The following is a 14280-nucleotide window of genomic DNA, read 5'->3' on the forward strand; positions in this document are numbered from 1 at the left end:
ACCGTTGCCCGACAGCGGCCGCGCCCACCCGGCATACCGCCGCGCGGACCGGTGCGCACATGCGGACGGGCCCGGCCACCCGAAGGTGACCGGGCCCGTCGCGGGGCGGTGACGTCAGCCGTTCACGAGGGACCGCAGGACGTACTGCAGGATGCCGCCGTTGCGGTAGTAGTCGGCCTCACCGGGGGTGTCGATGCGCACGACCGCGTCGAGCTCGACGGTCTCGCCACCCTCCTTGGTCGCCACGACCTTCACGGTGCGCGGCGTGGTGCCGTCGTTGAGGGCGGTGACGCCGGTGACCGAGAAGGTCTCGGTGCCGTCGAGGCCGAGGCTGTCCGCGCTCTCCCCCGCCGGGAACTGCAGCGGGAGCACGCCCATGCCGATGAGGTTGGAGCGGTGGATCCGCTCGTAGGACTCGGCGATGACCGCCCTGACGCCGAGCAGGCGCGTGCCCTTGGCGGCCCAGTCGCGCGAGGAGCCGGAGCCGTACTCCTTGCCGGCCAGGATGACCAGCGGGACGCCGGCCTCCTGGTAGGCGGCCGCGGCGTCGAAGATCGTGGTCTGCTCGCCGCCGGCGAGGAAGTTGCGGGTAAACCCGCCCTCGACGCCGTCCAGCAGCAGGTTCTTCAGCCGGATGTTGGCGAAGGTGCCACGGATCATGACCTCGTGGTTGCCGCGGCGGGAGCCGTAGGAGTTGAAGTCCTTGCGCTCCACACCGTGCTCGGCCAGGTAGCGGCCGGCCGGGCTGTCGGCCTTGATCGAGCCGGCCGGGCTGATGTGGTCGGTGGTCACCGAGTCACCCAGCTTGGCCAGGACGCGGGCGCCCTCGACGTCCTCGACCGGGGTGATGTCCATGGACATGCCCTCGAAGTACGGGGGCTTGCGCACGTAGGTCGACTCGGCGTCCCACGCGAAGGTCTCACCCTCGGGCGTGGGCAGCGACTGCCAGCGCTGGTCGCCGGCGAAGACGTCGGCGTAGTCCGTGGAGAACATCTCCTGGTTGATCGAGGTCGCGATGGTGCGCTCGACCTCCTGCGGCGTCGGCCAGATGTCGCGCAGGAAGACGTCGTTGCCGTCGCTGTCCTTGCCGAGGGCGTCGGTCTCGAAGTCGAAGTCCATCGTGCCGGCGAGGGCGTAGGCGATGACCAGCGGCGGCGAGGCCAGGTAGTTCATCTTCACGTCCGGGTTGATCCGGCCCTCGAAGTTGCGGTTGCCCGAGAGCACCGAGGTGACCGCGAGGTCGTTCTCCTGCACCGCGGCGGAGACCTCCTCCGGCAGCGGGCCCGAGTTGCCGATGCACGTGGTGCAGCCGTAGCCGACCAGGTGGAAGCCCAGCTTCTCCAGGTAGGGGATCAGGCCGGCCTTCTCGTAGTAGTCCATGACGACCTTGGACCCCGGGGCCAGGGAGGTCTTGACCCACGGCGCGGAGGCCAGGCCCTTGTCCACGGCCTTCTTGGCGAGCAGCGCCGCCGCGAGCATGACCGAGGGGTTGGAGGTGTTGGTGCAGCTGGTGATCGAGGCGATCGCCACGATGCCGTGGTCCAGCTCGACCTCCTGGCCGCCGGCCAGCGCGACCGTCACCGCGCGCGAGGACCGGGCGGAGCCGTCGCCGGTCAGGGCCGGGGCGGAACCGCCGTTGGCCGGGCTGTCCGGGGTGGGCGGGTCGCTGGCCGGGAAGCTGTCGCCGAGGACGTCGTCACCCTCGCGGTGCTCGACGTACTCCGGCAGCACCTTGCGGAAGGAGGTCTTGGCGTCGGTGAGCGCGATGCGGTCCTGCGGGCGCTTCGGGCCGGCGATGGAGGGCACGACCGTGGACAGGTCGAGCTCGAGGTACTCGGAGTACTTCGGCTCGACCGACGCGTCGTGCCACAGGCCCTGCTCCTTGGCGTAGGCCTCGACCAGGGCGACCGACTCGGCCGAGCGGCCGGTGAGGCGGAGGTACTCGGTGGTGACCTCGTCGATCGGGAAGATGGCGCAGGTCGAGCCGAACTCCGGGCTCATGTTGCCGATGGTGGCGCGGTTGGCCAGCGGCACCGCGGACACGCCCTCGCCGTAGAACTCGACGAACTTGCCGACGACGCCGTGCTTGCGCAGCATCTCGGTGATCGTCAGGACGACGTCGGTCGCCGTGGCGCCCGAAGGGATCTGGCCGCTGAGCTTGAAGCCGACGACGCGCGGGATGAGCATCGAGACCGGCTGGCCCAGCATGGCGGCCTCGGCCTCGATGCCGCCGACGCCCCAGCCCAGGACGCCCAGGCCGTTGACCATCGTGGTGTGCGAGTCGGTGCCGACGCAGGTGTCGGGGTAGGCCACGCCGTCGCGGACCATGACCGTGCGGGCCAGGTGCTCGATGTTGACCTGGTGGACGATGCCGGTGCCGGGCGGGACGACCTTGAAGTCGTTGAACGCGGTCTGGCCCCAGCGCAGGAACTGGTAGCGCTCCTTGTTGCGCTGGTACTCCAGCTCGACGTTGCGCTCGAAGGCGTCGGCGCGGCCGAAGACGTCGGTGATGACCGAGTGGTCGATGACCAGCTCGGCCGGGGCCAGCGGGTTGATCTTCGTGGCGTCGCCACCGAGCTCGGCGACGGCCTCGCGCATCGTGGCCAGGTCGACGACGCAGGGCACGCCGGTGAAGTCCTGCATGATCACGCGGGCGGGCGTGAACTGGATCTCGGTGTCGGGCTCGGCCGAGGGGTCCCAGCCGGCGAGGGCCCGGATGTGGTCGGCGGTGATGTTCGCGCCGTCCTCGGTGCGCAGGAGGTTCTCCAGCAGCACCTTGAGGCTGTAAGGCAGGTTCGCGCTGCCGTCGACCGCCGCCAGGCGGTAGATGTCATAGGACGCGTCGCCCACCTGCAGGGCGCCTTGTGCTCCGAAGCTGTTTGCGCTCGTGCCGCTCACGGCCGGCTCCTTCCACCATTTATCTTGACGTCAAGATATCTAACCACACGTCGGTCAGGCCGGGACAGCGGGGTCGACCCCGGGACCCGACCGATCCTGCTCCAGCGCCGTGCGCAGGCCAAGGGGGATCGACGCCTTGGCCCGGTCCGCGACGGCCACGCACACGTAGGTGATGGACACGTGCGCGCAGGACTGCCCGGCCCGCTCCCCCGGGCCGGTCCGCTCGATGTCGTAGCCCAGCCGGAACGAGGTCGAGCCGATGTGCTCCACCCGGACGCGCACCTGGGCCGACTCGAACGCCTGCAGGCTGTCCACCCAGTCCAGCTCGGCCCGGCGCAGCACGGCGTCGTGACCGGACGCCCGCAGCGTGCGGTAGCCGTGGCCGAGGTGCTCCAGGTAGGCGCTCATGGCCTCGTCGCACCACCCGAGGTACCACATGTTGAAGACCACGCCGAGGGAGTCGACCTCGAAGAAGCGCACGTCGACCGGGTAGCGGAAACCGTTGTCAACGCTCACTGTCCGGCCTCCGCCGGGAGCGGCTCGAGGATGGCGATGCACTCCATGTGGTGGGTCATCGGGAAGGCGTCGAACGCCCGCAGCGACCGTATGCCGTAGCCCGCCTCGCGCGCGTAGGCCACGTCGCGGGCGAGGGCGGCCGGGTCGCACGCGACATAGGCGACCAGCCGCGGCCGCAGCGCGGCCACCTCGCGCACGACGTCACGACCGGCGCCCGTGCGCGGCGGGTCGAGGACCACCAGGTCGGCGCCCACGTGCTGCTGGAGCAGCGGCCGCAGGGCCCGGTCGACCCGGCTGCGCCGGACCTCGACCTGCGGCCGGGAGTGCACGTTGCGGCGGGCATCCCGCACGGCGCGCTCGTCGGCCTCGACGGCCAGCACCGCGCCGCCCTCCCCCACCGCGTCGGCGAGGGCGACCGCGAACAGGCCCACCCCCGCATACAGGTCGACCGCCCGCTCCCCCGGCTGGGGGGCGAGCTCGGCGAGGACGTGCTCGACGAAGGTGGAGGCGGCGCCGGGGTGCACCTGCCAGAAGCCGCGGGCGCCGACCCGGAACTCCTCCGACCAGCCGCCCACCTCGACCTGCTCGCGCACATGGGGTGCGGCCTTCTCCCCGGCCGGCAGGAGCACGGTCACGACACCGGGACCGGCGCTGGGGGCGATCACGTCGACGGCGGTCGACCCGCGCCAGGTCCGGCCCAGGACCCCGCTGCCGACGACCTCCTCGGTGGCGATGAGGCAGTCGTCGACCGGGACGACGTCGTGCGAGCGGTGCTTGCGCAGGCCGGGACGGCCGTCCGCGTCGATCGCGAACTCCACCCGGGTGCGCCAGCGCAGGCCGTCGGTGTCGCCGGGGACCGGCTCCACCGGGACGTCGACCGTGAGGCCGGCCAGGCGCGAGAACTGCTCGGCCACGACCGCCGCCTTGAGCTCACGGCTGTAGGCCAGGTCCGCGTGCTGGAAGTCGCAGCCGCCGCACAGCCCCGGCCCGGCGAACCGGCAGGGCGGGGTGACCCGGTGCGGTGAGGACGCCAGGACCTCGACGGCGTCCCCCCGCAGGAAGCGGTCGCCCTCCTTGCCCTCGGTGACCTCGACCCGGACCTTCTCCCCCGGCAGGGCATGGCGGACGAACACCACGCGCCCGTCGTGACGCGCCACGCAGTGCCCGCCGTGGGCCACCGGGCCGACGTCGACGACGAACTGCGCCCCGACCAGGGAGCCGCCCTGCGTGCGTTCGGTCACGGGCCCCGCCGGATCGAGCCGGCGCGCGGCCGGTCGAGACGCTCCTCGACGCCCTCGGAGGAGCGCAGCTGCCACGGGACGCTGGCGACCATGACGCCGGGGGTGAACAGCAGGCGGCCCTTGAGGCGCAGGGCGCTCTGGTTGTGCAGGAGCTGCTCCCACCAGCGTCCGAGGACGTACTCGGGGATGTAGACCATGACCACGTCGCGCGGGCTGCCGCGGCGGACCGACTTGACGTAGTCGACGACCGGGCGGGTGATCTCGCGGTAGGGCGAGTCGAGCACCTTCAGCGGCACCGGGATGTCACGGCGGTCCCACTCCTGCTGCAGCGACCTGGTCTCGTCCGGCTCGACGTTGACGGTGATCGCCTCCAGCACCGAGGGGCGGGTGGCCCGGGCGTAGGCCAGGGCCCGCAGCGTCGGCTTGTGGATCTTGGAGACCAGCACGACCGCGTGCACGCGCGAGGGCAGCAGCTGGGCGTCGGAGTCGGTCTCGGCGACATGGAGCTCCTCGCGGACCCGCCGGTAGTGCCGGGAGATGGCCTGCATGAGCACGAACAGCACCACCATCGCCGCGATGGCGTAGCCGGCGCCCTTGACGAACTTGGTGGCCAGGACCACGAGCAGCACCGTGCCGGACATGACCGCACCGACGGTGTTGATGACGCGGCTGCGCATCATCCGCGAGCGCTCCTTGGCGTCGCGCTCGGTGCGCAGGTGCCGGTTCCAGTGGCGGATCATGCCGGTCTGGCTCAGCGTGAACGAGACGAAGACGCCGACGATGTAGAGCTGGATGAGCTTGGTGACCTCGGCGTTGTAGATGAAGATCAGGAACGCTGCGGCGCCGGCGAGGATGAGGATGCCGTTGCTGAACGCGAGGCGGTCGCCGCGAGTGTGCAGCTGGCGCGGCAGGTAGCCGTCCTTGGCCAGGATCGAGGCCAGCACCGGGAAGCCGTTGAAGGCGGTGTTGGCGGCCAGCACGAGGATGATGCCGGTGACGATCGAGACGAAGGCGATGCCGACGCTGAAGTTGGAGAACACCGTCTTGGCGAGCTGGCCGATGATCGTGTCCTGCTGGTACGACGGTCCCACCGGATGGCCGTGCAGCCAGAGCTGGGTGGCGGGGTTCTCGGCGTACTTGATGCCGGTCATCCGGGTCAGCGTGATGATCGACATGAGCATCGTCACGGCGATCGTGCCCATGAGCAGCAGCGTGGTCGCGGCGTTGGCGCTCTTGGGCTTCTTGAAGGCGGGGACGCCGTTGGAGATCGCCTCGACGCCGGTCAGCGCGGCACAGCCCGAGGAGAAGGCCCGCAGCAGCAGGAACATCGCCGCGAAGCCCATGATCCCCCCGGACCCGGGTTCGGGCACGAGCGTGAACTTCGCGCTCTCGGCATGGGGCAGGTCCCCGATGGCGGCCCGCGCGAACCCGTAGAGGCCCATGCCGATGATGCCGAACATGAACGCGTAGACCGGGACGGCGAACGCCGACCCCGACTCGCGCACCCCCCGCAGGTTCATGGCGGTGAGCAGGACCACCAGGGCGATGGCGATCGGCATCTCGTGGCCGCGCAGGAACGGCATCGCGGCCGCGGCGTTCTGCACCCCCGAGGAGATCGACACCGCGACGGTCAGGACGTAGTCGACGAGCAGCGCGCTGGCCACGGTCAGCCCGGCGCGGGGGCCGAGGTTGACGGTGGCGACCTCATAGTCGCCACCGCCGGAAGGGTAGGCGTGCACGTTCTGCCGGTAGGACGCGACGACGACCAGCATGACGAACACGACGCCGAGGCCGATCTGCCAGGAGTGGGTCGTCGCGAAGGCCCCGCCCGCCACCGCCAGGGTAAGGAAGATCTCGTCCGGGGCGTAGGCCACCGACGACAGGGCGTCACTGGCGAAGACCGGCAGCGCGATCCGCTTCGGCAGCAGGGTCTCGCCGAGCCGGTCGCTGCGCATGGCACGACCCACGAGGAGGCGTTTGAGGACACGACCGGTGGTGGGCACGTCGCAACTCTAGGGCGCTCAGCGGGGCCTGCGCGGCCCGCACCCCCTGCGGTGTAGCGTCGGCGCGTGCACTTCGTCATCATGGGCTGCGGCCGGGTCGGCTCGACGCTCGCCCTGAGCCTCGAGAGCCAGGGCCACGACGTGGCCGTCATCGACCAGAACAGCACGGCGTTCCGCCGGCTGGGCAGCACGTTCGAGGGCAAGCGGGTCACCGGGGTGGGCTTCGACCGCGACACCCTGCGCGAGGCAGGCATCGATGACGCCTACGCGTTCGCCGCGGTGAGCAACGGTGACAACTCCAACATCCTGGCCGCGCGGGTGGCGCGCGAGACCTTCGGCGTCGAGCACGTCGTCGCCCGCATCTACGACCCCGGCCGTGCCGAGGTCTACCAGCGGCTCGGCATCCCCACCGTCGCCACGGTGCGCTGGACGGCTGACCAGATGCTGCGCCGGCTGCTCCCCCAGGGCTCGGTCCCGGAGCACACCGACCCCAGCGGGCAGATCCTCATCGCCGACGTCCCGGTCCACGCCGGCTGGGTCGGCCGCAGGATCACCGAGCTCGAGTCGGTCACCGGCGCGCGGGTGGCCTACCTGACCCGTCTCGGCGAAGGCCTCCTCCCGGCCGCCGACACCGTCTACCAGGACGGCGACATCGTCCACCTGGTCACGACGACCGGCACCCTCACCAGCGTCGAGCAGACGCTCGACCAGCCGCCGCCCGCCCACTGAGCGCCTGTCCCAGAAAGGACCCACGCCCACCATGCGCGTAGTCATCGCCGGCGCCGGCAGCGTCGGCCGCTCCATCGCCCGGGAGCTCCTGCACAACGGGCACCAGGTGCTGCTCATCGACAAGGACGCCGACGACGTCCAGGCCGGGCGCGTGCCGGAGGCCTCGTGGCTCCTGGCCGACGCCTGCGAGATCACGGCCCTGCACGAGGCGGGCCTGGCCGACTGCGACGTCGTGGTCGCCGCCACCGGTGACGACAAGGCCAACCTCGTCGTCTCGCTGCTGGCCAAGACCGAGTTCGGCGTGCCGCGCACGGTCGCCCGGGTCAACAACCCCAAGAACGAGTGGATGTTCGACGAGGCGTGGGGGGTCGACGTGGCCGTGTCCACGCCCCGCCTGATGACGGCCCTCGTCGAGGAGGCGGTCAGCGTCGGCGACCTGGTCCGCATCTTCCAGTTCCAGCAGGGCACCGCCACGATGGTCGAGCTGACCCTTCCCCCGGACAGCCCGTTCGCCGGCAAGCGGGTCGGTGACATCCCGTGGCCCGGCGACAGCGTGCTCGTCGGCATCATCCGCGAGGACCACCCGATCGCCCCGAGCCGCGACGACTCGGTCGAGGCCCACGACGAGCTGCTCTTCCTCACCACCCCCGAGGTGGAGGACGCGCTGGAGGCGATGCTCAGCCCCGGCAACCGGGTGCCCCGCGGCGTCGAGGGCTGACCTCCGGGACACCGGACATCGCGACGGGGCGGCCGCGGATGATGCCGCCCCGTCGTCGTGCACGGGTGTATGCCGGGTGCCTGGGTCGGTGGGCCCCCGTCCCGTCAGCGCGCCTCAGTCGGTGGGCCGGGCCCCCGCGGCGAGGTCCTCGGCGGCGGCCCGCGTGCGGCCGCGCATGAGGATGGCGGCCATCACGGCGACGGCGGCGAGGTAGGCGGGCCAGCCGAGCACCAGCTTGGCGACGCCGAGCAGGGTGACCTGCGAGGCGGCATACAGGGGGCCCATGACGACCAGGCGCAGGGCGTAGAGCCCCACGAGCACCAGCGTCAGCCGCTGGCACACCCGGACCAGGCCGGCGTCGCGGCGCCACGCGGTGGGGTCCTCGGCCATCCGCGGGTCGCCCGCGGCGACCACGAAACCGACCAGCGGCCAGCGGGCGACCACCGACAGCAGGGCCAGGAGCATGAGACCGGCGTTGGTCAGGATGCCTGGCAGGAAGGCGGCCTCGGCGCGGCCGCTGCGCAGCGCGAACGCGGCCGCCACCGCCGTCGCCAGGACGGCGCCGAAGACGTAGCGGGGGGTCTGGCGTGCCACCAGCCGGACCACGAGCAGCACCACGGCGAGCACCGCGGACGCGACGACGGCGGTCACGACGTCATGGCGCCACGCCCAGGCGGCGACGAACGCCACGGTGGGCAGCGCGGCCTCGACCGAGCCCCGCAGGCCTCCGACCGCGGCGGAGAGCCGGGCCCGGATGAGCTCCTCGACCGTGGGCGCGTCGGCTGCCTCGGGTGCGGCGGTCGCGTCAGTGGCCACGGGTGGGCTTGATGTCGTAGGCGGGGTTGAACATCGTCGGCACCCCGCGCTGGAAGGTGACCCGGCCGCGCACCGTGAGGTAGGTGCCGGGCTCGATGCCCTTGATCTCGCGACGCCCCAGCCACACCAGGTTGAGCCGCTGGCTGCCGTCGTAGAGCTCGGCCACCAGGGCCGGCACGTTGACGCGCGGACGCAGGGTGACGCTGCGCACCGAACCACAGACGCTGGCGGTCTGGCGGTCGACGAGGTCGGCGATCGGCGTGCCACCGAGCCGGTCGGCGTCGGCCTGCAGCTCACCGGCGTCGAGCTCGGCCTGGCTCTTGGTCAGGCGCGCGGTCAGGCGGTGCAGCAGACCGGCCTCCTCGCGGGGACGCACGCGCTCGGCCTCGGTCATGGTGACGGCCACCTCGCTCTCAGCGGATCTCGGTGATCTCGGGGCCGCGCTCGAAGGGGCTGAAGTCCTCCGTCGCCTGCGGCTCCGGGGCCTGCTCACCAGTGTGCGGCTCCTCCGACGGCAGCTGCAACGGCAGCAGGTCCCGGGGGGCCATCGCCTCGTCGCCCCGGACGACGACGGTCGCGCGGACCATCTCGATCAGCGGGGTGGCGGCGTCCTGGTCGACCGCGGCGCGACCGCTGAGGACCGCGCGCAGGAACCAGCGCGGGCCGTCGACCCCGAGGAAGCGGGCCGGGGAGTAGATGGTGCGGCCGTCGGGTGCCTGGCCCGGCATCCGCGTCTGCAGCTCGGCGCCGAGCGGGCCGGGGACCTCGTCGGCCGTGCCGCCCTGACGGGTGATGCTGGAGGCGATCTCCCGACGGATCTCCTCCCAGAGGCCCTCGGAGCGCGGCGCGGCGAACGCCTGCAGCTGGACCGCCGACTCGCCGAGCACCGCGGTCACCCCCACGATGCTCTGGGTCTCGTCGTCGACCTCGAGGCGCAGCTCCATGCCGGGCACCCCGGCCACCCAGAGCGAGCCGAGGTCGAGCCGGCCCTCCGGGCCGGGCACCTGGCCACGGTCGTAGGGGCCGGCGGTGCCGATCGGCTGGCCGGTGCCGGACTGCTGGGTGCCGGACTGCGCGGTGGTGGTCTCGTCCACCGGCTCGGCCGGCGTGACCTCGGGCTCGACGGCGTCGTTCCCGGCGGGCGTGGCGGACTTCTTGTCGCGGCGGAACAGGCTCACTGGTGGTCCTCGTCCTTCATGTCGTGGGGCGGCGGTGCGGAGAAACCGCCACTGGCCCCATGCCCAGTCTCCCCTCGTGCGCTACCCGGGAGCGAGTCGACCTCGATGAACCGGGGCACGCTGACCTGCTGGATGACCAGCTGGGCGATGCGGTCACCCCGGTGCACGGTGAACGGGTGCTCGGGGTCGGTGTTGAGCAGGTTCACCAGGATCTCGCCGCGGTAGCCCGCGTCGACGGTGCCCGGCGCGTTGACGATGGTGATGCCGTGTCGCGCCGCCAGCCCCGAGCGGGGGTGGACGAACGCGGCGTAGCCCTCGGGCAGCGCCACGGCGATGCCGGTCGGGACCAGGTCACGACCGCCCGGGGGCAAGGTCGCGTCCCGGCGCGCATGCAGGTCCACCCCGGCGTCGCCGGGGTGGGACCGGACCGGCAGCGGAAGCTGCGGGTCGAGTCGCTGCAGGAGCACCGGAACGCGCGAAGGGTCAGTCACGGGGACCGACCCTATCGGGCTGTGCCGTCAGCGATGCCGGCTCAGGCTGCGCACTCGCTGCACACCGGGAGCCCGCCGACCTCCTTGGCCAGCTGGCTGCGGTGGTGCACGAGGAAGCAGCGCGAGCAGGTGAACTCGTCAGCCTGGCGGGGCAGCACCCGCACCGACAGCTCCTCACCGGAGAGGTCGGCGCCGGGCAGCTCGAAGCCTTCGGCCTGCTCGGTCTCGTCGACGTCGACGCTCGAGGAGCTCTTGTCGACGCGGCGGGACTTCAGTTCCTCGATGGAGTCCGCAGACTCCTCGTCGTCGTTCTTGCGTGGCGCGTCGTAGTCAGTCGCCATGGGTGGTGTCGCTCTCCTTGGAGGTCTGTCCGGTGGTGCAGAAGTCTGGTCGGTGGATGGCAGCGGGGTTAACGCAGAAGGTCCCGGATTTGTGCCCACCTGCGCGGCGGATTGTGCCTTATCCACCCCAGCGGGTCATGCACCGGGGTGGTGCGGGTGTGGCGCGCCTGCGCCCGCGGGCTCCCGCACACCCCCTGATACGGCGGTCGCGAATGTGACCAGACCCACAACTGCGCACAAGAGTGCAGGTCAGGGAGTCGTGTTGGCGATCTCTTTACGGTTTGTTAGCGCAAAGATCAGCGACGCGATTCGCAACCCCGACCGGGTCACCTCGTAGAGTCGGCGCGCCGAAGACACCACGGGAGGTGGACATGACTGAGTTCCACGCGGAGATCCGCGAACGGGTTCAGGAGGCCCTCGAGTCGCTCGAGGCCGCCCGACGCAGTGGCGACGACTACCTGGTGGGCGTGCGGATCGGAGAGCTCGAGTCACTGGCCCACCTGGCCGCCGAGCACGGCCTGCACGTCCCCGAGCTGACCGAGTACGCCCCCGACGAGCGCGCCGCCAGCTGAGCGCAGGCTGGGCCGCCCGTCAGGACGACAGGGGCCGGTGGCCGGGCACGATGCCCGGCCACCGGCCTCTTCTCATGTCCGGGGTGTGCCAGAGAGTGCCACCCGTGCCCCGGCACACCGACGTGGCCCTCAGTCCGCGGCCACCATCAGGTCGGCCAGGCGCGCGCCGAGCGCCGCGGCCAGCGGAGGCCCCGCGGCCAGGACCAGCTCTTGGGCCGGCGGCTGCCCGGGCAGGCCGCTGACGAGCGCACCGGCCTCGGTGGCCACGAGCCACCCGGCGGCGAGGTCCCACGGGTTGAGCCCGCGCTCGTAGTAGGCATCGACACGGCCCGCCGCCACGGCACACAGGTCCAGCGCGGCGCTGCCGGCCCGGCGGATGTCGCGGATGTGGGGGATCAGCTCGGCCAGCACCGCCGCCTGGGCGCGACGGACCTCGGCGCGGTAGCCGAAGCCGGTGGCGACCAGAGCCTGGCCCAGGGTGGCGACCTCGCCGGTGCGCAGCCTGCGGCGCTGCCCGGCCTCGTCGACCAGGTGCGCCCCTCCCCCGAGGCGGGCGTGGAACATCTCCCCGCTGACCGGGTTGTAGACGGCGCCCGCCACCGGGCGCCAGTGGCCGGGCCGCGTGGGGTCGCCGACGACCGCTCCGATGGAGACGCAGTACGCCGGGATCTCGTAGAGGTAGTTGACCGTCCCGTCGATCGGGTCGACCACCCAGGTGATGCCGCTCGTCCCGCCGGAGGCCCCGTCCTCCTCACCCAGGATCGCGTCGTCGGGACGGGCCGCCCCGAGCAGTGCGCGCAGCAGCTTCTCGCAGCCCTGGTCCATCACGGTGACCACGTCGGTGGCGCTGCTCTTGGTCTGGGCCACGCCGAGCCCGCCGGGACGCTCGTCCACGATGAACCGGCCCGCCTCGTGGGCGGTGTCGACGGCGAGGCGCTCCAGCGCCACGAGGTCCAGGCCCTCGGGCAGCTCCGGCAGCTCGGGGACCATCGCGCCGGCCATCAGTCGCTCCCGCACAGCGCCGGCTTGGCCACCCGCAGGTTCGGGCAGCAGCCCGGGCGGCAGACCACCGGCCGGGTGTCGCTGCCCGGCCACGTCGGCTGGGTGACCACCTCGTCGCGGGCGAGGGCGGCCCGTTCGAGGACCAGGTCGACCAGCCCGCTGACGAACTCCGCGTCGGTGCCGACCGTGGGCACCCGCACCAGGCGCAGCCCGAGCCGCTCGGCTGTCTCGGCGGCCTCGGTGTCGAGGTCGAACACAACCTCCATGTGGTCGGAGACGAAGCCGATCGGCGCGAGCACCACCGCCTGCACCCCCTCGCCGTGCAGCCGCTCGAGGTGGTCGTTGACGTCCGGCTCCAGCCACGGCTGGCTCGGGGGACCGGAGCGCGAGCAGTAGACGAGGTCCCACTCCAGCGACCGGCTCAGCGTGGCGTTGACCTCGGCGGTGACCGCGGCGGACAGGTCGAGGTGCTGGCGGCGGTAGAGGTTGCCCTCACCGTCGCCCGGCCCGGAGGTGTCGTCCATGGCCTCGGGCACCGAGTGGGTGACGAAGACCAGCCGCACCTGCTCGTCGGGCAGGCCGAGCCCGCGGGCGGCCTCGGTGACCAGGCGCGCGTTGGCCCGGCTGAAGCCCGGGTGGTTCCAGTACGGGCGCACCTTGTCCACCGCGAGGTCGATGCCCTCCTCGGCGAGGACGCCCACCGCGGCGGCAAGGTCCTCGCGGTACTGCCGGCAGGAGGAGTAGGAGGAGTAGGCGCTGGTCACCACGGTGACCACACGGCGTACCCCGTCCTCATGGGCCCGGCGCAGGGTGTCGGTGACGAAGGGCTCGGAGTTGCGGTTGCCCCACAGCAGCGGCGTCGTGACACCACGCCGGTCGAGCTCGGCCCGCAGCTCCTTGAGCAGCGCGCGGTTCTGGTCGTTGATGGGGCTGCGCCCACCGAAGTGCAGGTAGTGCTCCGCGACCGCCTCGAGCCGCTCGTCGGGAATGCCGCGCCCGGCCGTGACCCGGCGCAGGAACGGCATCACCTCCTCGGGTCCCTCGGGCCCGCCGAAGGACAACAGGAGGATGGCGTCGTACGGCGCGAGCTCGTCGGTCGCGTCGGTGGAGCCTGGCGTGGCGTCAGGGGTGCTCATGCGGAGTCTCCGGTTCGCAGGGGGGTGGGGGCGTTGAGGTCGAGGACGACGGCGGTCATGCGGACGACGAAGACCAGGGCCACCGCCGACCACACCACCGTCTCGGTGAGGTGGTGCATCCGGTAGGCGACGACGACCACGGTGGCACCGAGCAGCGCCGGCACGGCGTACAGCTCACGGCGCAGCACCTCGGGCACCTGGCCGGCGAGGACGTCACGCAGGATCCCGCCGCCGATGGCGGTGATCGCGCCGACGAGCACGGCGGTCATCGACCCGGTGCCGGCGCCGAGGGCCTTGAGCGCGCCGGCGACGGCGAAGGCGGCCAGGCCGGCCGCGTCGAGGATGCGGACCAGCTTGCTGACCCGGGCGACGCCGGGGTGGAAGAGGAACGTCACGACCCCGGCCAGGGCCGCGGCGGCCACGAGCCGCCAGTCGCTGAGTCCCACCGGCGGGATGGCGCCGATGAGCAGGTCCCGCATCACGCCGCCGCCGAGTGCCGCGGCCCCGGCCAGCGCGAGCACGCCGAAGAGGTCGAGCCGCTTGCGGACGGCGACGAGCCCCCCGGAGAGGGCAAAGACGAAGACCCCGACGAGGTCGAGGATGAGCTGCAGCTGGGCGTCCTGGGTGAGCATGGTCGTA

15 protein-coding genes are annotated in these 14280 nt (G+C 72.1%); 3 read left to right on the top strand and 12 right to left on the bottom strand.

Features of this window, described 5'->3' with window-relative positions; genetic code table 11:
- Positions 1-114: 114 nt before the first annotated feature.
- From acnA to VF825_RS14245, 4 genes are read right to left on the bottom strand one after another with little or no spacing between them, the layout of a single operon-like run.
- The gene (gene acnA, locus VF825_RS14230) at positions 115-2898 is read right to left on the bottom strand and encodes an aconitate hydratase AcnA (RefSeq protein WP_331114419.1); all 2784 of its coding nucleotides are present in this window, start codon (positions 2896-2898) and stop codon (positions 115-117) included.
- Positions 2899-2952: 54 nt separating this feature from the next.
- A complete protein-coding gene (locus VF825_RS14235) occupies positions 2953-3414 on the bottom strand; it encodes a thioesterase family protein (RefSeq protein WP_331114421.1) in 462 nt (153 codons plus the stop codon).
- On the bottom strand, positions 3411-4655 hold the full coding sequence (locus VF825_RS14240) for a class I SAM-dependent RNA methyltransferase (RefSeq protein WP_331114423.1): 1245 nt from the start codon (positions 4653-4655) through the stop codon (positions 3411-3413). The genes VF825_RS14235 and VF825_RS14240 overlap by 4 nt, the downstream gene beginning before the upstream one ends.
- Positions 4652-6610, bottom strand: coding sequence for an APC family permease (locus VF825_RS14245; RefSeq protein ID WP_331114472.1), 1959 nt, complete (start codon positions 6608-6610; stop codon positions 4652-4654). The genes VF825_RS14240 and VF825_RS14245 overlap by 4 nt, the downstream gene beginning before the upstream one ends.
- A 114-nt stretch (positions 6611-6724) precedes the next feature.
- Between VF825_RS14245 and VF825_RS14250 the strand changes: the two genes are divergently transcribed.
- Together VF825_RS14250 and VF825_RS14255 are read left to right on the top strand one after the other, a co-directional pair.
- Complete coding sequence (locus tag VF825_RS14250) at positions 6725-7387, top strand: TrkA family potassium uptake protein (RefSeq protein ID WP_331114425.1); 663 nt, start codon at positions 6725-6727, stop codon at positions 7385-7387.
- 31 nt (positions 7388-7418) lie between these two features.
- Positions 7419-8105 carry a TrkA family potassium uptake protein gene (locus VF825_RS14255; protein ID WP_331114427.1) on the top strand — a complete coding sequence of 229 codons (687 nt, stop codon included), beginning with the start codon at positions 7419-7421 and terminating at the stop codon, positions 8103-8105.
- Between the two features lie 114 nt (positions 8106-8219).
- On the opposite strand, the gene VF825_RS14260 is transcribed toward VF825_RS14255, so the two are convergent.
- The 5 genes from VF825_RS14260 to VF825_RS14280 are packed head-to-tail and all read right to left on the bottom strand — an operon-like array spanning position 8220 to position 10931.
- A complete protein-coding gene (locus VF825_RS14260; RefSeq protein WP_331114429.1) occupies positions 8220-8921 on the bottom strand; it encodes a DUF3159 domain-containing protein in 702 nt (233 codons plus the stop codon).
- Complete coding sequence (locus VF825_RS14265; protein ID WP_414695862.1) at positions 8911-9315, bottom strand: OB-fold nucleic acid binding domain-containing protein; 405 nt, start codon at positions 9313-9315, stop codon at positions 8911-8913. The genes VF825_RS14260 and VF825_RS14265 overlap by 11 nt, the downstream gene beginning before the upstream one ends.
- Positions 9316-9334: 19 nt before the next feature.
- Entirely contained in the window at positions 9335-10099 is a 765-nt protein-coding gene (locus tag VF825_RS14270; RefSeq protein ID WP_331114431.1) for a DUF3710 domain-containing protein, read from the bottom strand.
- The gene (dut, locus tag VF825_RS14275; protein ID WP_331114433.1) at positions 10096-10590 is read right to left on the bottom strand and encodes a dUTP diphosphatase; all 495 of its coding nucleotides are present in this window, start codon (positions 10588-10590) and stop codon (positions 10096-10098) included. Before dut ends, VF825_RS14270 begins: the two co-directional genes overlap by 4 nt.
- A gap of 41 nt (positions 10591-10631) precedes the next feature.
- Positions 10632-10931: a DUF4193 domain-containing protein gene (locus tag VF825_RS14280; protein ID WP_141788378.1), complete on the bottom strand. Its 300-nt coding sequence runs from the start codon at positions 10929-10931 to the stop codon at positions 10632-10634.
- Between the two features lie 371 nt (positions 10932-11302).
- On the opposite strand from VF825_RS14280, the gene VF825_RS14285 reads away from it, so the two are divergent.
- The gene (locus VF825_RS14285) at positions 11303-11503 is read left to right on the top strand and encodes a hypothetical protein (protein ID WP_331114436.1); all 201 of its coding nucleotides are present in this window, start codon (positions 11303-11305) and stop codon (positions 11501-11503) included.
- Positions 11504-11632: 129 nt separating this feature from the next.
- On the opposite strand, the gene VF825_RS14290 is transcribed toward VF825_RS14285, so the two are convergent.
- From VF825_RS14290 to VF825_RS14300, 3 genes are read right to left on the bottom strand one after another with little or no spacing between them, the layout of a single operon-like run.
- Complete coding sequence (locus tag VF825_RS14290) at positions 11633-12505, bottom strand: inositol monophosphatase family protein (RefSeq protein WP_331114438.1); 873 nt, start codon at positions 12503-12505, stop codon at positions 11633-11635.
- Entirely contained in the window at positions 12505-13641 is a 1137-nt protein-coding gene (locus VF825_RS14295; protein WP_331114440.1) for a ferrochelatase, read from the bottom strand. The genes VF825_RS14290 and VF825_RS14295 overlap by 1 nt, the downstream gene beginning before the upstream one ends.
- Positions 13638-14273 carry a trimeric intracellular cation channel family protein gene (locus VF825_RS14300; protein ID WP_331114442.1) on the bottom strand — a complete coding sequence of 212 codons (636 nt, stop codon included), beginning with the start codon at positions 14271-14273 and terminating at the stop codon, positions 13638-13640. Before VF825_RS14300 ends, VF825_RS14295 begins: the two co-directional genes overlap by 4 nt.
- Positions 14274-14280: the final 7 nt, after the last annotated feature.

Source organism: Oryzihumus sp. (genome assembly GCF_036391795.1).
Classification (GTDB): Bacteria; Actinomycetota; Actinomycetes; order Actinomycetales; family Dermatophilaceae; genus Oryzihumus.

Coding starts and splice junctions, on each gene's coding strand:
- VF825_RS14245 (WP_331114472.1), bottom strand. CDS start 6,610: ATGCGCAGCGACCGGCTCGGCGAGACCCTGCTGCCGAAGCGGATCGCG.
- VF825_RS14300 (WP_331114442.1), bottom strand. CDS start 14,273: ATGCTCACCCAGGACGCCCAGCTGCAGCTCATCCTCGACCTCGTCGGG.
- VF825_RS14280 (WP_141788378.1), bottom strand. CDS start 10,931: ATGGCGACTGACTACGACGCGCCACGCAAGAACGACGACGAGGAGTCT.
- VF825_RS14285 (WP_331114436.1), top strand. CDS start 11,303: ATGACTGAGTTCCACGCGGAGATCCGCGAACGGGTTCAGGAGGCCCTC.
- VF825_RS14295 (WP_331114440.1), bottom strand. CDS start 13,641: ATGAGCACCCCTGACGCCACGCCAGGCTCCACCGACGCGACCGACGAG.
- VF825_RS14265 (WP_414695862.1), bottom strand. CDS start 9,315: ATGACCGAGGCCGAGCGCGTGCGTCCCCGCGAGGAGGCCGGTCTGCTG.
- VF825_RS14255 (WP_331114427.1), top strand. CDS start 7,419: ATGCGCGTAGTCATCGCCGGCGCCGGCAGCGTCGGCCGCTCCATCGCC.
- VF825_RS14290 (WP_331114438.1), bottom strand. CDS start 12,505: ATGGCCGGCGCGATGGTCCCCGAGCTGCCGGAGCTGCCCGAGGGCCTG.